Raw genomic sequence first — 13797 nt, 5'->3', positions numbered from 1 at the left:
GCGAGCGACAATGGCGCGGTTCGCCACCGCCGATCCCGGGGAGTCCACCGTGTCGTTGCCCCCGCTCGTCGAGCCCGCCGCCGAGCTGACCGTTGACGAGATCCGCCGCTACTCGCGCCACCTGATCATCCCGGACGTCGGGGTGGAGGGGCAGAAGCGGCTGAAGAACGCCCGGGTGCTCTGTGTCGGCGCCGGTGGCCTCGGCTCGCCCGCGCTGATGTACCTCGCCGCGGCCGGCGTCGGCACGCTCGGCATCATCGACTTCGACACCGTCGACGAGTCCAACCTCCAGCGGCAGATCATCCACGGTGTCTCCGACGTCGGCCGCTCGAAGGCGGAGTCCGCCGCCGCCTCGATCCGCGAGATCAACCCGCTGGTCAAGGTGGAGATCCACAACACGGCGCTGGACCGGGACAACGTCCGCGAGATCTTCGCCCAGTACGACCTGATCGTCGACGGCACCGACAACTTCGCCACCCGCTACATGGTCAACGACGCCGCGGTGCTGCTCGGAAAGCCGTACGTCTGGGGGTCGATCTACCGGTTCGACGGCCAGGCGTCGGTCTTCTGGGCCGAGCACGGCCCCTGCTACCGCTGCCTCTACCCGGAGCCCCCGCCGCCCGGCATGGTGCCGTCCTGCGCCGAGGGCGGCGTGCTCGGCGTGCTCTGCGCCTCGATCGGCTCGATCCAGGTCAACGAGGCGATCAAGCTGCTCGCCGGGATCGGCGAGCCGCTGGTCGGCCGGCTGATGGTCTACGACGCGCTGGAGATGTCCTACCGCAAGATCAAGGTGCGCAAGGACCCGAACTGCGTGCTCTGCGGCGAGAACCCCACGGTCACCGACCTGCTGGAGGACTACGAGGACTTCTGCGGCGCGGTGTCGGTGGAGGCCCAGGAGGCGACGGTCGACTCGACCATCACCGCGCTGGAGCTCAAGGAGTGGCAGGACGCCGGCAAGGACATCTTCCTGGTCGACGTCCGGGAGCCGGCCGAGTACGAGATCGTCCGGATCCCCGGCGCCACGCTGATCCCCAAGGGCGAGATCATCTCCGGCGAGGCGCTGGCCAAGCTGCCGCAGGACCGGCAGATCGTGCTGCACTGCAAGTCCGGCGTCCGGTCCGCCGAGGCGCTCGCCGCGCTGAAGGCGGCCGGCTTCCGGGACGCCGTCCACGTCCAGGGCGGGGTGCTCTCCTGGATCAAGCAGATCGATCCCTCGCTGCCCGCGTACTGACCGGTCGGCCGGGGTCGGCGGCGGCGACGCGCCCCGTCGACCCCGGCCGATTCCCCGAGGCGGAATCGCCTTTGCGCAGGTAGCGTGTCCGCCGTGGTGGATCTGGACGCCGCTATCGGCTTCGTCGTGGCGCACGGGGACGCGGTGGACCGCGCCCGGCTCTCCCGGCTGCGCACCGGCGCGGAGGTCCCGGGGGAGCTGCTCGACGCGGCCGAGACCGGGCAACTGCCCGACGGCGGCTGGCCCGCCACCCTCGACGGCGCCGTCGGTTCCGTCGACGCCACCTGTTACCGGCTGGCCGAGCTGGACGACCTGGGCGCGCTCGGCCGCCCCGCGGCGCGGCGGGCGCTGGACTGGCTCGCCGCCCGGCAACTGCCCGACGGCGGCTGGGACGAGGACCCGTCGCTGGCCGAGGTCGCGCCCGAGTGGGCCCGGCCGGGCGACCCGGAGGCCCGCTTCTACCTGACCGCCAACGCCGGATTCTGGCTGACCGTGGCCGGGCTGGACGCCCGGGCCGCCGGACCGCTCGACCACCGCGTCGGCGGGGCGTACGCCGGGGTGGTGCAGGCGGCGGCGCACGCCGTCGCCGGTCAGCTCGCCCCGGACGGCAGCTGGCCGTCCTTCCTGCCGGCCGGCTGGCTGAGCGCGGCGGTGCTGCACCGGCAGGGGATGTACGACGAGTCCGCGCGGATCCAGGCGGTGCTGGCCGAGCGGGTCCCCCGGCTCTCCCCGGCGGACGCGGCATGGCTGGCCGCGACGCTGCGCCGGGTCGAGGTGGGCGAGGAACAGTGGCTGCTGGTGTCGGCCCGCCGCCGGCTGGCCGAGACCCAGCGCAGCGACGGCGGCTGGGACAGCGACGACGGTCACCAGTTCGACGTGCACACCACGCTACGGGCGATCCGGGCCTGCCGCCCGGCGGTCACTTCAGCTGGCTGATCACCAGCGGCCACCAGGCGTTCGGGCCGAACGCGGCCGGGTCGATGCTCTCCAGGGTGGTGCGCAGCACCTCGGCCCGCTCGGCCCGGCCGGCCTTGCCCTCGTCCGCCTCGACGAAGAGCGCGAACTGGTAGAGGAACTCGACGAAGGTGCGGAAGTTGCTGTTGACCGCCTGCACGTCCCGGGCGGCCAGGTCGAACTGGAGGATCTCGCCGGTCTTCGGGTCGAGCACGTAGAGCAGGTCGGTGTTGTCGGCGACCGCGCCGACCACGATCAGGCGGATGTCCAGCGACCCGTCCTCGGTGGTCAGCTGGATCGTGTCGAACAGCTCGATGTCGCCTTCGAGGTAGGCGGTGTAGACCACCGCCACGTCGAGCGGGATCTCGTCGCCGGCGGGGAGCATGTCCGGGCTGAAGCCGCCCTCCAGCCACGCCTCGCGCGGGTACGGAACCAGCTCGTCCTCGCTCCACAGTGCGGTGAACCGGGGATCAGCTGCCATGACGGTCCTTCGTGGGGTCGACGGTGGGTCAGGAGGACAAACCGGCGGCGATCAGCAGGCGCCGCCAGTTGTCGGCGTACTCGCCGGCGTGCCGACCCTTGCGCAGCCGCTGCTCGGGGGCGGCCGGACCGAGGACGATCGATGTCAGCTCCGGGTAGCGGGGGCCGAGCACGTGCTCGTCGAAGAAGGTGGCCACATCGGGGGCGATGATGGTGAACTCGACGTCCTCGTCTGGGTGCTCGTACTGGTAGACGTAGGCGCTGGACTCCATGTAGTACACGTCCAGGTCTTCCAGGTCGAGGTAGATCGGATCGCCGCCGCGGATCTCGGCGCGGATGCCGGAGGGGACGCTGTTCATCTCGTAGCCGACGATCAGCGGGCTGCCCATCGGGTCGTTCGGGTTGACCTCGTACTCCTCCCACGCCTGCGGGGTGAGGATCTCCTTCGGCGCGTGGAACCGGAAGTTGTCGCCCTCCAGGCGCTGGAACAGGCTGTAGACCTCGGCGACGCCGGGCAGGTCGGCGATCGGCTCCAGCGGAGCCGGCCCTTCGACGAGCACGCCGAAGCCGTGCTCGGCCTCCACCCGGGTGAGCAGCTCCACCTTCTCGGCGATCCGGGCGAGGACGGCGGGGTCCGGCTGGGTCATGGCAGGACCTTCACGATGACCGGGGTGCCCTCGGGGACGTCGTGCAGCGCCACGGAGATCTCGCGGCCGAGCTCTCGGTTGGTCCAGGCGTCCATCAGCCTGAGGTTAGCGTATTCGTCCTTTCCGTCGAGTTGCAGCTCGTGGATGTGGTCCGGGTCGAGCCCCTGGCCCCGGGCGGTGATCGGCCCCCGGCCGCCGTAGAGGCGGTCGACGAGGTCCTTGTTGGCCAGGTACTGGTTGGTCGCCGGGGTGCCGTGGTTCTGGGTCAGCCGGTTGTTCCTGGTCAGCCGGCGGGTCACCCGGTCGCGGAAGACGTTGGTGCGGCTCCGGTTGCCCGGCGTGGTGCCTCGGCCGCCGCGGTGGTAGACGCTTGTCCGTTCCGACTTGGCCTTGCTCAGCCGGCCCTCCTGCCCGAGCCGGACGAGGTCCTTGGCCTTGCGGTCGAAGTCCCGCTTGTCGAAATCCGGCCGGTTGCGCAGCACCAGCACCGCCGGGCCCTTCGGCTTCGTGCCGGACTTGGCGGTCCGGAACACGTCCGCGTTCTCCAGGTACGCCGAGACGATCTTGGCGCCCTTCGCCTGCGTCTGCCGGGGTGCGGCGGTCCGCTTCTTAGCCATTGAGCACCGTGTCCACCGCCATGCCGATCAGCTGGTCGATGATCATTCCGGTGATCATCTTGAAGATCGGGATCTCCAGCAGCGACGCGCCGAAGGTGACCGCCGCCGTGGCGATGGCCTGCGCGATCTGGATGGCCAGCAGCGCCAGCTGGACGATGACCTGGATCTTCAGGGCCAGCACCACACCCGCGGCGACCATCAGCCCGATGCCGATGACGTTCGCCGGGGTGGCCACGTCGGCGATGTTGCGCGCGGCGGACTCGGCGTCGTTCCACTCGCTGGCGAAGGCGGTGAAGCTCTCCCCCCGGTTGTTGTCGAGCACCGTCCGCGCCGCCGACTCCAGTTGGGCGACCGAGCCGGAGATCTGCCCGGCCATCCCGGTCCACTCGCCGGCCAGCTGGAACAGCGCCGTCTCGTCGGACTGCGGCCACTCGTAGCCGAGCATCGACAGCAGGGAGGCGAGTTCGCCCGGCAGGGTCAGGCCCACCGTGACTCCTTTCGTGCGTCGCTCGTCCGCCCGGCGCGCCGAGCGCTCGTCCGCCCGGCGAGCCGGGTGCTCGTCCGCCCGGCGAGCCGGGCGCTCATCCGCCCAGTGCGCCGAGCATCGAGCGGAAGGACGCCGCGACGTCCTCCTCGACGGCCCGGTAGCCGTCGGCCATCTGGTGCAGCCCGTCGGCGTAGTTGCCCAGCTCGTCGATGTTGGTGCTCAGGCACTCGGTCAAGGCGTCCACGCAGGACTGGTGGGCGATGCCGAGCAGCGAGCCGATGTCGTCGCCGCCGAACGCGGCGGCGTAGCCGGCGACCGCGGCCTGGAAGCTCTCGAAGATCTGCCGGACGGAATCCCGGGCCTGTTCCAGTTCCGCCGCCCCCCGGCGCAGGGCGTCGATGTCGACGTCGAGGTTCTCCATCGTCAGCTCCGCTGCTGCAGCTTCCGCATGGTCTCGCTGATCGCCTGGCTCATCTCGCGCATCTGCCGCAGGCTCTGGTCCTGGAGGCGCTCGACGGTGGCGGTGATCGCGGCGAGGTCGGGCATCGGCTCGGCGGCGGCCGGGCCGTCGTCCTGGCCGTCGAGCGCGGCGTTCACCGCCAGGCGCAGCTCGTCGGCGAGGTAGTCCGAGCCGTCGCGGAGCACCCGGGGGTCGATCTCGATGGCGCTGACCCGACCGTCGGTGCCCAGGGTGACCCGGATCCGGCCGTCCGCCGCCTCGCCCACCGACTCGGTGCGCTCCGGCGGGGTGACCCCGCGGCCCACCTCGCGCAGCGCGGCCCGGGCCTGTGCCAGTTGCTCTTCCAGGGCGCTCTCGCCCAGCATGTCGCCTCCCCAGACAAGCCGTGCCGAACCGGCCCCAGACTATCGGCCGGCCGCAATCCCCGGCGACACCCCACCGCCGGTCCACCCGGGACGTCCGCGGGACCGGCGGGCCCGGCACGTCAGCGCAGGTGACCGTTCCCGGTCACCACGTACTTGGTGGAGGTCAGCTCGGGCAGGCCCATCGGGCCCCGGGCGTGCAGCTTCTGGGTGGAGATGCCGATCTCCGCGCCGAAGCCGAACTCGCCGCCGTCGGTGAACCGGGTGGAGGCGTTGACCATCACCGCCGCCGCGTCCACCCGGGCCACGAACTCGCGTGCGGCGGTGGTCGAGTCGGTGACGATCGCCTCGGTGTGGCCGGTGCCGTACCGCCGGATGTGCGCGACCGCGGCGTCCAGCGAGTCGACCACCGCCACCGAGATGTCCGCCGAGAGGTACTCGGTGGCGAAGTCCTCGTCGGTGGCGGGCAGCACCGCTGCGGAGTGCGCGGCCACCCGCTCGTCGCCGTGCACGGTCACCCCGGCCTCGGCGAACGCGGTCAGCATCGGCGGCAGGAAGGCGTCGGCGACGGCCGCGTGCACCAGCAGCGACTCCGCGGTGTTGCAGGTGGACAGTCGCTGGGTCTTCGCGTTCAGGGCGATCGCCACGGCCTTGGCCAGGTCGGCGGCGGCGTCCACGTAGACGTGGCAGTTGCCGACCCCGGTCTCGATCACCGGCACGGTCGACTCCTCGACCACTGTGCGGATCAGCGACGCGCCGCCGCGCGGGATCAGCACGTCGACCAGCCCCCGGGCGCGCATCAGTTCCTTGACCGAGTCGCGCGAGCCGGCGTCGAGCAGTTGCACCGCGTCGGCCGGCAGGCCGGCCCCGGCGACCGCGTCGCGCAGCACCGCGACCAGCGCCGCGTTGGAGTGCGCCGCCGACGACGAGCCGCGCAGCAGCGCCGCGTTGCCGGACTTCAGGCAGATGCCGGCCGCGTCCACTGTCACGTTCGGCCGGGCCTCGTAGATGATCCCGACCACCCCGAACGGCACCCGGATCTGGCGCAGCTCCAGGCCGTTGGGCAGGGTCGAGCCGCGGACCACCTCGCCGACCGGGTCGGGCAGGGCGGCCATCTGCCGCAGCGCGTCGGCGATGCCGGCCACCCGGCCCGCGTCCAGCGCCAGCCGGTCCAGCACGGCCGCGGTCAGCCCGGCCGATCGCCCGGCCGCCAGGTCCGCCTCGTTCGCGGCCAGGATCTCCGGCGTACGCGCCACCAGCGCGTCGGCCATCGCGTGCAACGCCGCGTCCTTGGCGGTACGGGTGGCGACGGCGAGTTGCTCCGCCGCCGTCCGGGCCCGGCGGGCCTGCTCGGTCACGCTCATCCGACACTCCTCACAGCAGCACCAGGTCGTCGCGGTGGACGACCTCCCGTTCGTACGCCGGGCCGAGCGCCGCGGCGAGTTCCCCGGTCGACCGGCCGAGCAGGCCCGGCAGTTCGACCGCGTCGTAGTTGACCAGCCCGCGGGCCACCGGCGCGCCCTCGGCGTCCACCAGGTCCACCGGGTCGCCGGCGGTGAACGCCCCGTCGACAGCGGTGATCCCGGCGGGCAGCAGAGACTTGCGCCGGTCGACCACCGCCGCCACCGCGCCCGGGTCCAGGTGCAGCCGGCCGCGGGGCGAGGTGGCGTGGGCGAGCCAGAAGAGCCGGGCGGCCGGCCGCCGCCGGCTGGGGTGGAACAGCGTGCCGACCGGCTCACCGGCGAGCGCCTCGGCGGCCTGGTCGGCGGCGGTGAGCACCACCGGGATGCCGAAGCCGGTGGCGATCCGGGCCGCCTCGACCTTGGTCACCATGCCGCCGGTGCCCACCCCGGCCCGGCCCGCGCCGCCGATGTCCACGCCGGCCAGGTCCCGCTCGTCGTGCACCTCGCTGATCCGGGCCGCGCCCGGCCGGGTCGGGTCACCGGTCCAGAGCGCGTCCACGTCCGACAGCAGCACCAGCAGGTCGGCCTGCACCAGCGCGGCGACCAGGGCGGCCAGCCGGTCGTTGTCGCCGAACCGGATCTCCTCGGTGGCCACCGTGTCGTTCTCGTTGACGATCGGCACCGCCCGCAGGTCGAGCAGCTTGCGCAGGGTCCGGTACGCGTTGCGGTAGTGCGCCCGCCGGGTCACGTCGTCGACGGTGAGCAGCACCTGCCCGACGGTGAGCCGGTGCCGGGCGAAGCTGGCCGCGTACCGCCCGATCAACAGGCCCTGGCCGACGCTGGCGGCGGCCTGCTGGGTGGCCAGGTCGCGCGGGCGCCGGGCCAGCCCGAGCGGGGCCAGGCCGGCGGCGATCGCGCCGGAGGAGACCAGCACCACCTCGCGGCCGTCGGCGGCCCGGGCGCCGAGGGCGTCGACCAGCGCGTCGACCCGCCCGTCGTCCAGCCCGCCGGCGGCGGTGGTCAACGAGGAGGATCCGATCTTGACGACCACCCGCCGGGCGGCCGTGACTACGTCGCGCACCCGCCCATTCTGCGTGGTCGAGCCGGCCGCGCCCCGCGCCGTTCCCATATCCTGGCCGGTCGTGAGCCCTGATGAATATGTCGAGGCGGTGCTCGAACTGGTCGAGCGGATTCCGGCGGGCCGGGTGATGTCGTACGGGGCGGTCGCCGACGCGCTGGCCGAGCGCTCCGGGCGGGCCTCGGCCCGGCTGGTCGGCTCGATCATGGCGCGGCACGGCGGCGGGGTGCCCTGGCACCGGGTGGTGAACTCGGCCGGCCGGCTGCCGCCCGGGCACGAGCGGGAGGCGCGGGCCCGGCTGCGGGCGGAGGGTACGCCGTTGCGCGGAGTCGGGGTGGACATGGCGGCGGCCGCCTGGTCGCCGGAAGAGGGGATGTGACCCCGGCCATAACGTGAGTAACATTCGGCCCCATGGACGCGCCGCCGGCTGGAACCGGTCCGGTCCCGGGCGGGCTACCGCGTCGGGTGCACGCCGGCTACGCGCTGGGCTCGCTGGCCACCGGGGCGTTCGGCACCGTGCCGGGGCTGTTGCTGCTGCCGTACCTCACCGACACCCTCGGCGTCGCCGCCGGGGTGGCCGCCCTGCTGGTGCTCGGGCCGAAGGCGTGGGACGTGCTGGTCAACCCGGTGGCCGGGCGGATCTCCGACCGCACCCGGTCGCGCTGGGGCGCCCGCCGGCCGTACCTGCTGGTCGCCGGGGTGGCGATGGCGCTGCTCTTCGCGGCCATCTTCGCCGGCCCGGTGGACGCCGGCCCGGCCGCCGCCGGGTACGTGGCGGTCGCCTTCCTGGCCACCGCCACCGCGTTCGCCTTCTTCCAGGTGCCCTACGTGGCGATGCCGGCCGAGCTGACCGGCGACTACGCCGAACGCACCCGGCTGATGAGCTGGCGGATCGCGCTGCTGGCGGTCGCCATCCTGGTGTCCGGGGCGGTCGCCCCGCTGGTCGTGTCGGCCACCGGCGGCGGCGTCGCCGGGCACCGCTGGATGGGGCTCTTCGTCGCGGCGCTGATCGTGCTCGGCGCGGTGGGCGCCTTCCTCGGCACCCGGGGCGCGCCGACCGGCACGGTGGCCGAGAGCGAACCGACGCTGCGCGCGCAGCTCGCGGTGGCCGCCCGTAACCGGCCGTTCCGGGCGCTGCTGCTCTGTTTCGTGGTGCAGTCCGCCGGGGTGGCCACCATCCTGGCCGGGGTCAACTACTTCGCCGGGCAGATCCTGCGCGACCCCGACGGCGGGCCGACCCTCCTCTTCGTCTGCTTCGTCGGGCCGGCGCTGCTGGTGATGCCGCTCTGGACCCGGGTCGGCGCCCGGGTGGGCAAGCTGGCCGCGCTGGTCGCCGCGTCGCTGATCCTCGCGGTGGGCGCGCTCGTGCTGGTGGCCGCCCCGGTGCTGCCGCCGGTGGCGGTCTACCTGGTGGTCGCGCTGATCGGCTGCGGCTACGCCGGCCAGCAGGTCTTCGCGCTGGCCATGCTCCCGGACTGCATCGCCTGGGACGAGGCGCGCACCGGCCGGCGGCAGGCCGGCGTGTTCACCGGGCTCTGGACGGCGGGGGAGACCTTCGGACTGGCCCTCGGCCCGGGCATCTACGGGCTGGTCCTCCAGGTCTCCGGCTACGTCTCCTCCGACACCGGGACGGCGGCCGCCCAGTCGGACAGCGCCCGCCTCGGCGTGCTGCTCGGCTTCACCGTCCTGCCCGCCCTGCTGGTGGCCGTGGCCCTGGTGGCGCTCCGCCCGTACGACCTCACCCCCGCCCGCCTCGCCGAGGCCGGACCGGGTCACCCCGGCGACCAGGCAGTCGCGGTGGGGAACGACAGCCGCTGAGCCGCACGGAAAGGGCAGCACAACTTCCATGAACGACGAGGAGCGGGACGAGCGCGCGCCGCTGGGGCCGGGGGTGCCGGCGCAGACGGTGCTGGCCGAGGTGCGGGGACTGCGCAAGCTGGACCGGCCGACCCACGGCGGGCGGCTGTTCGCGTACGTCTACGACCCGGCGGTGCCCGGGCTGGACGAGCTGGCGATCGCCGCGTACGCGGAGAGCGCGCACGTCAACGGGCTCGACCCGACCGCCTTCCCGTCCCTGCTGGCGATGGAGAACGCGCTGGTCGGCGCGGCCGCCCGGCTGCTCGGCGGCGGCCCCGGCAGCACCGCCCCGGACGTCGTCGGCAGCGTCACCAGCGGCGGCACCGAGTCGCTGATCCTGGCCGTGAAGGCGGCCCGGGACGCCCACCCGGAGATCGCCGCGCCGCGGATAGTGGTGCCGGCCAGCGCGCACGCCGCGTTCGCCAAGGCGGCGCACTACCTGCGGGTGGCGCTCGATCCGGTGCCGGTGTCGGCGGAGACGCTCCGCCCGGCGGTCGCCGACGTGGCCGCCGCGATCGGTCCGGCGACCGTCCTGGTGGTCTGCTCCGCCCCCTCGTACGCGCACGGCGTGGTGGACCCGGTGGCCGAGATCGCGGCGGTCGCCGCGGCGGCCGGGGTGCGCTGCCACGTGGACGCCTGCTTCGGCGGCTGGACGCTGCCCTGGCTGCGCCGGCTCGGCGCACCGGTGCCGCCGTTCGACTTCGCCGTGCCCGGGGTCACCTCGATCTCGGTCGACCTGCACAAGTACGCGTACGCGCCCAAGGGGGTGTCGGTGCTGCTGCACCGGGACCCGTCGTTGCGCGCCGCGCAGTACTTCGCGTTCGCCGACTGGCCCGGCTACACGATGATCAACCCGGTGATCGCCTCGACCCGCTCGGGCGGGCCGATCGCCGCCGCGTACGCCACTCTGCGGCACCTCGGCGACGACGGCTACCTGCGGCTGGCGGCGCTGACCCGGGACGCGGTGGCCGGGCTGGCGGACGCGGTGCGCGGCGTCGACGGGCTGCGGCTGATGGCCGAGCCGGAGTCGACGGTGGTCTGCTTCACCAGCACCGACCCGGAGCTGGACCTGTTCGTGCTGGTCGACGAGCTGGCCGCGCGCGGCTGGCACACCCAGCCCCAGCTCTCGTACGCCGACCTGCCGGCCAGCGTGCACCTCACCGTGACCGCGTCGGTGGCCCCCCGGGTGGCCGAGTTCGGCCCGGACCTGCTCGCCGCGGTGGCCGCCGCCCGGGCCGCCGGGCCGGTACGGCTGCCGGCCGAGCTGCGGGCCCTGGCCACCACGCTGACCCCGGAGGCGCTCACCCCGGACCTGGTCGCCGGCCTGGCCGCCGGGCTGGGCCTCGGCGCCGGGGCGGACCCCACCGGGGCGGGTGCCGGCGAAGCGGGCGGCGCGGCGTCCTCCGGCGCCGGGCCGCTGCCGGAGCGGATGGCCCTGGTCAACGCGCTGCTCGACGCCGCGCCGCCGGCGCTGCGGGAACGGCTGCTGGTGGAGTTCGTCGGCCTGCTGCAACGCCCAGCCTGGTGACGGCCCGGTGCGGCGGGAACACCCGCCGCACCGGACCCGCGCTCACCGGTAGTCGATCTTCACCAGGTTGTCGCTGTCGTAGACCTCCGCCACGAAATCGAACCGGCTGTCCATCGGCCGGGCGTCCACGTCGGCCGTGCCCTGGCCGACGGCGGCTCCCGCCGTCGCCCGCAGGCCCAGCGTGAGCCGGACCTCCGCGCCGGCCTCGACCCGGTTCAGGTCGCAGGTCACCGGCTGCCGGGTGGCCTCCGGTTCGTTGCGGCAGGCCGACCACCCGTCGCCGTCGGGGCGCAGCGCCGCCGGCAGGTCGAGCCGGAGCGCCACGTACGCGGCCGGAGCGGTGCCCGCGTTGCGGATCCGCACGGTCACCGTGCCCACCCGGGAGCCGTCCGGCAGGGTGTCGAGCACCAGGTCGGTGGCGGTGACGACCAGGTTCATCCCATGCGGGTTCGGCCCGAACGAGGTCGGCCCCTCGACCTGCGCGAACCGCCCGTCGGCCCAGCGGTAGCCGCGCCACTGCCGCTGCGACCACTCGCCGGGCCAGCCGCCGCCCGGCGCGATGTCGGCAACCTGCACCCGGACCACCCCGTCCGGCCGGACCGCCACGTCGGTGAGCCACTGCGGCGTCTCCCGCGCGGTGGCCACCACCCGACCCAGCGTGATCACCTTGCCGGCCGGGTCGCGGTCGAACACCACCACCTGTTCCGGCCCGCCGGTGCCGAGCAGGCAGTGCACCAGCGCGACCGTCTCGGTGGCGCCGTCACCGTCGACGTCGCCGTACGCCAGCCCCTGGAGCACGTTGGTCTGGTCGCGGGTCGCCGCGCCGGCCAGCCGGGTGTCGGTGACCGGGCAGCTCGGTCCGGGGCGCCAGGGCGGCAGCGACACCGGCGTGGCGAGCAGTTGCGCGCGGCTGATCCGGCCGTCCGGCACCGTCGGGGCCGGGCTGGTGCTGGTCGGTGCCGCCGACGGACTCGCCGAGGCGGTCGCCGACGGGGAGGCGGACGGGGTGCCGGTCGGGTCGACCGGGCCGGGGCGGGGAGCCGGGTCGGTCAGCGCCGCGTACCCGAAGATCGGGCCGGTGCCCAGCGCCAGGACCGCCGCGACGGCCGTGCCTAGCGTCCGGCGGCGGCGCCGCCGCACCGCCCGGCGGACCGCCGCCGGTCCCGGGGGTTCGACCTCGGCCAGCACCTCGGTGCGGTACCGGGCGAAGCGCTCGGCGAGAGCGACTGCGTCGTGCTCAGACATCGCGTGCCTCCTCGGAGTCCCGCAGGGACGCGGCGAGCGCGGCCCGCCCCCGGTGCAGCCAGGACTTGACGGTTCCCTCCGCGACGCGTTCCTGCGTGGCGATCTCGGCGACGGTCAGGTCGGCGAGGTAGTGGAGCACCACCGCCCGGCGCTGCCGGGGCGGCAGCAGGGCCAGCGCGGCGTCCAGGGCCACCCGGTCCGGCGTCGGCCCGGCCACGTGCACCTCGCGCTGCCGGTGCAGGAACGCCTGCGCGGTGCGCAGCCGCCGCCAGCGGCTGTGCGCGAGGTTCCAGGCGACCCGCCGGATCCAGGCCAGCGGGTCGTCGTAGCCGGCCACCCGGTCCCACCGGGCGAAGGCCCGGCAGAACGCCTCCTGCACCAGGTCCTGGGCCTGCCCCAGATCCCCGGTGTACGCCCGCAGCTGCACCACCAGCCCGCGGAAGTGCGCGTGGTAGAAGTCGTCGAAGAGGGGCGGCGACCCGTCGGGTGTCGCCCCGGACAGGGGGTCGGGCGGTGCCCCGCCGACCCGCGCGTCTTCCGTCACAGTCACTCGTCCTCCCCCGTGGCAGTCCGGAGCGGTGAGCCCCGACACCCGTCACACCGGTCGATGGGTGCGAAGGTTGCAGCGGGTCCGATGGCCGTACTGTCGGCTCGCCGTCTGTCCGGCCCGGGCGATCCGGCGTACCGCGGCCATGGTCCCGGCAACCGACGGCGCCGGCCGGGACGAGCCGCCCCGGCGCGCCGGCACTTCGCCAGACGCGGGCGTTCGGCGGTCGGGTTGCCGCCGCGGCGCTGTGGTTGACTGTCGGGTGGAGGACAGGAAGGGGGCGGTCGTGCAGCTGCCGGGGGTGCTCGGCGAGCCGATCCGGTTCGTGCTGAACTGGGGCCGCCGTTACTCGCTCTGGGTCTTCAACTTCGGCCTGGCCTGCTGCGCCATCGAGTTCATCGCCAGCAGCATGGGCCGGCACGACTTCATGCGGCTCGGCGTCATCCCGTTCGCCCACGGCCCGCGGCAGGCCGACCTGATGGTGGTCTCCGGCACGGTGACCGACAAGATGGCCCCCGCGATCAAGCGGCTCTACGACCAGATGCCCGAGCCGAAGTACGTCATCTCGTTCGGCGCCTGCTCCAACTGCGGCGGCCCGTACTGGGACTCCTACTCGGTGACCAAGGGTGTCGACCAGCTCATCCCGGTCGACGTCTACGTGCCCGGCTGCCCGCCCCGGCCGGAGGCGCTGCTGCACGGCATCCTGCGCCTCCAGGAGAAGATCGCCGCCGAGCAGTCCGGCGTCGGTGGGGTGCCCCGGCCGGACCTGCTCGCCGCGCCGGTGGACGCCCCGCCCCGGGACGGCACGCCGCCGCGTCCGGTCGAGTCGCTCACCGCGCCGCCGGTCCGCCCACCGGCGTCCTGACCTGCCGGACCAGCCCACCGGCCCGGTCCGCTCGGC

At 74.2% G+C, this 13797-nt stretch carries 16 protein-coding genes; 6 read left to right on the top strand and 10 right to left on the bottom strand.

Annotation, left to right across the window (positions count from 1 at the left end; all coding sequences use genetic code 11):
- The first annotated feature begins 10 nt into the window (after window positions 1–10).
- Together moeZ and Q3W71_RS13405 are read left to right on the top strand one after the other, a co-directional pair.
- A complete protein-coding gene (gene moeZ, locus Q3W71_RS13410) occupies window positions 11–1231 on the top strand; it encodes an adenylyltransferase/sulfurtransferase MoeZ (protein ID WP_302919576.1) in 1221 nt (406 codons plus the stop codon).
- An 84-nt stretch (window positions 1232–1315) separates the two neighbouring features.
- On the top strand, window positions 1316–2167 hold the full coding sequence (locus Q3W71_RS13405; RefSeq protein WP_368050590.1) for a prenyltransferase/squalene oxidase repeat-containing protein: 852 nt from the start codon (window positions 1316–1318) through the stop codon (window positions 2165–2167).
- On the opposite strand, the gene Q3W71_RS13400 is transcribed toward Q3W71_RS13405, so the two are convergent.
- The 8 genes from Q3W71_RS13400 to proB form a co-directional block, all read right to left on the bottom strand.
- Window positions 2151–2666 carry an SUKH-4 family immunity protein gene (locus Q3W71_RS13400; protein WP_302919574.1) on the bottom strand — a complete coding sequence of 172 codons (516 nt, stop codon included), beginning with the start codon at window positions 2664–2666 and terminating at the stop codon, window positions 2151–2153. The genes Q3W71_RS13405 and Q3W71_RS13400 overlap by 17 nt on opposite strands.
- Before the next feature lie 28 nt (window positions 2667–2694).
- Window positions 2695–3312: a hypothetical protein gene (locus Q3W71_RS13395; RefSeq protein ID WP_302919573.1), complete on the bottom strand. Its 618-nt coding sequence runs from the start codon at window positions 3310–3312 to the stop codon at window positions 2695–2697.
- Window positions 3309–3929, bottom strand: a complete 621-nt coding sequence (locus tag Q3W71_RS13390; RefSeq protein WP_302919572.1) for a hypothetical protein — start codon at window positions 3927–3929, stop codon at window positions 3309–3311. The genes Q3W71_RS13395 and Q3W71_RS13390 overlap by 4 nt, the downstream gene beginning before the upstream one ends.
- Complete coding sequence (locus Q3W71_RS13385; RefSeq protein WP_302919571.1) at window positions 3922–4416, bottom strand: hypothetical protein; 495 nt, start codon at window positions 4414–4416, stop codon at window positions 3922–3924. Before Q3W71_RS13385 ends, Q3W71_RS13390 begins: the two co-directional genes overlap by 8 nt.
- Before the next feature lie 94 nt (window positions 4417–4510).
- Window positions 4511–4837 (bottom strand): hypothetical protein, encoded by a 327-nt coding sequence (locus Q3W71_RS13380; protein ID WP_302919570.1) that lies wholly within the window; start codon window positions 4835–4837, stop codon window positions 4511–4513.
- 2 nt (window positions 4838–4839) lie between these two features.
- Window positions 4840–5241, bottom strand: a complete 402-nt coding sequence (locus Q3W71_RS13375) for a YbaB/EbfC family nucleoid-associated protein (RefSeq protein ID WP_302919569.1) — start codon at window positions 5239–5241, stop codon at window positions 4840–4842.
- 119 nt (window positions 5242–5360) lie between these two features.
- Window positions 5361–6602: a glutamate-5-semialdehyde dehydrogenase gene (locus tag Q3W71_RS13370; protein WP_302919568.1), complete on the bottom strand. Its 1242-nt coding sequence runs from the start codon at window positions 6600–6602 to the stop codon at window positions 5361–5363.
- Between the two features lie 10 nt (window positions 6603–6612).
- Window positions 6613–7722 (bottom strand): glutamate 5-kinase, encoded by a 1110-nt coding sequence (gene proB, locus Q3W71_RS13365; RefSeq protein ID WP_302919567.1) that lies wholly within the window; start codon window positions 7720–7722, stop codon window positions 6613–6615.
- A 61-nt stretch (window positions 7723–7783) separates the two neighbouring features.
- On the opposite strand from proB, the gene Q3W71_RS13360 reads away from it, so the two are divergent.
- Genes Q3W71_RS13360 through Q3W71_RS13350 form a run of 3 tightly spaced genes read left to right on the top strand, consistent with a single transcriptional unit; the run spans window position 7784 to window position 11104 of the window.
- Window positions 7784–8098 carry an MGMT family protein gene (locus Q3W71_RS13360; protein WP_302919566.1) on the top strand — a complete coding sequence of 105 codons (315 nt, stop codon included), beginning with the start codon at window positions 7784–7786 and terminating at the stop codon, window positions 8096–8098.
- A gap of 32 nt (window positions 8099–8130) precedes the next feature.
- Window positions 8131–9537 (top strand): MFS transporter, encoded by a 1407-nt coding sequence (locus tag Q3W71_RS13355; protein WP_302919565.1) that lies wholly within the window; start codon window positions 8131–8133, stop codon window positions 9535–9537.
- A 28-nt stretch (window positions 9538–9565) separates the two neighbouring features.
- Window positions 9566–11104, top strand: a complete 1539-nt coding sequence (locus Q3W71_RS13350; protein WP_302919564.1) for an aminotransferase class V-fold PLP-dependent enzyme — start codon at window positions 9566–9568, stop codon at window positions 11102–11104.
- 42 nt (window positions 11105–11146) lie between these two features.
- Here Q3W71_RS13350 and Q3W71_RS13345 read toward each other — a convergent pair whose 3' ends face one another.
- Together Q3W71_RS13345 and Q3W71_RS13340 are read right to left on the bottom strand one after the other, a co-directional pair.
- A complete protein-coding gene (locus tag Q3W71_RS13345; protein WP_302919563.1) occupies window positions 11147–12349 on the bottom strand; it encodes a hypothetical protein in 1203 nt (400 codons plus the stop codon).
- Window positions 12342–12851 (bottom strand): RNA polymerase sigma factor, encoded by a 510-nt coding sequence (locus tag Q3W71_RS13340; RefSeq protein WP_302919693.1) that lies wholly within the window; start codon window positions 12849–12851, stop codon window positions 12342–12344. The genes Q3W71_RS13345 and Q3W71_RS13340 overlap by 8 nt, the downstream gene beginning before the upstream one ends.
- Before the next feature lie 331 nt (window positions 12852–13182).
- Between Q3W71_RS13340 and Q3W71_RS13335 the strand changes: the two genes are divergently transcribed.
- Window positions 13183–13761, top strand: coding sequence for an NADH-quinone oxidoreductase subunit B (locus Q3W71_RS13335; RefSeq protein WP_302919562.1), 579 nt, complete (start codon window positions 13183–13185; stop codon window positions 13759–13761).
- Window positions 13762–13797 lie beyond the last annotated feature (36 nt).

The organism is Micromonospora sp. C28SCA-DRY-2 (assembly GCF_030519475.1).
In the GTDB taxonomy this organism is placed as follows: Bacteria; Actinomycetota; Actinomycetes; order Mycobacteriales; family Micromonosporaceae; genus Micromonospora.
The sequence above is the reverse complement of the archived record's forward strand: the minus strand, read 5'-3'. Positions and strand labels throughout refer to the sequence as shown.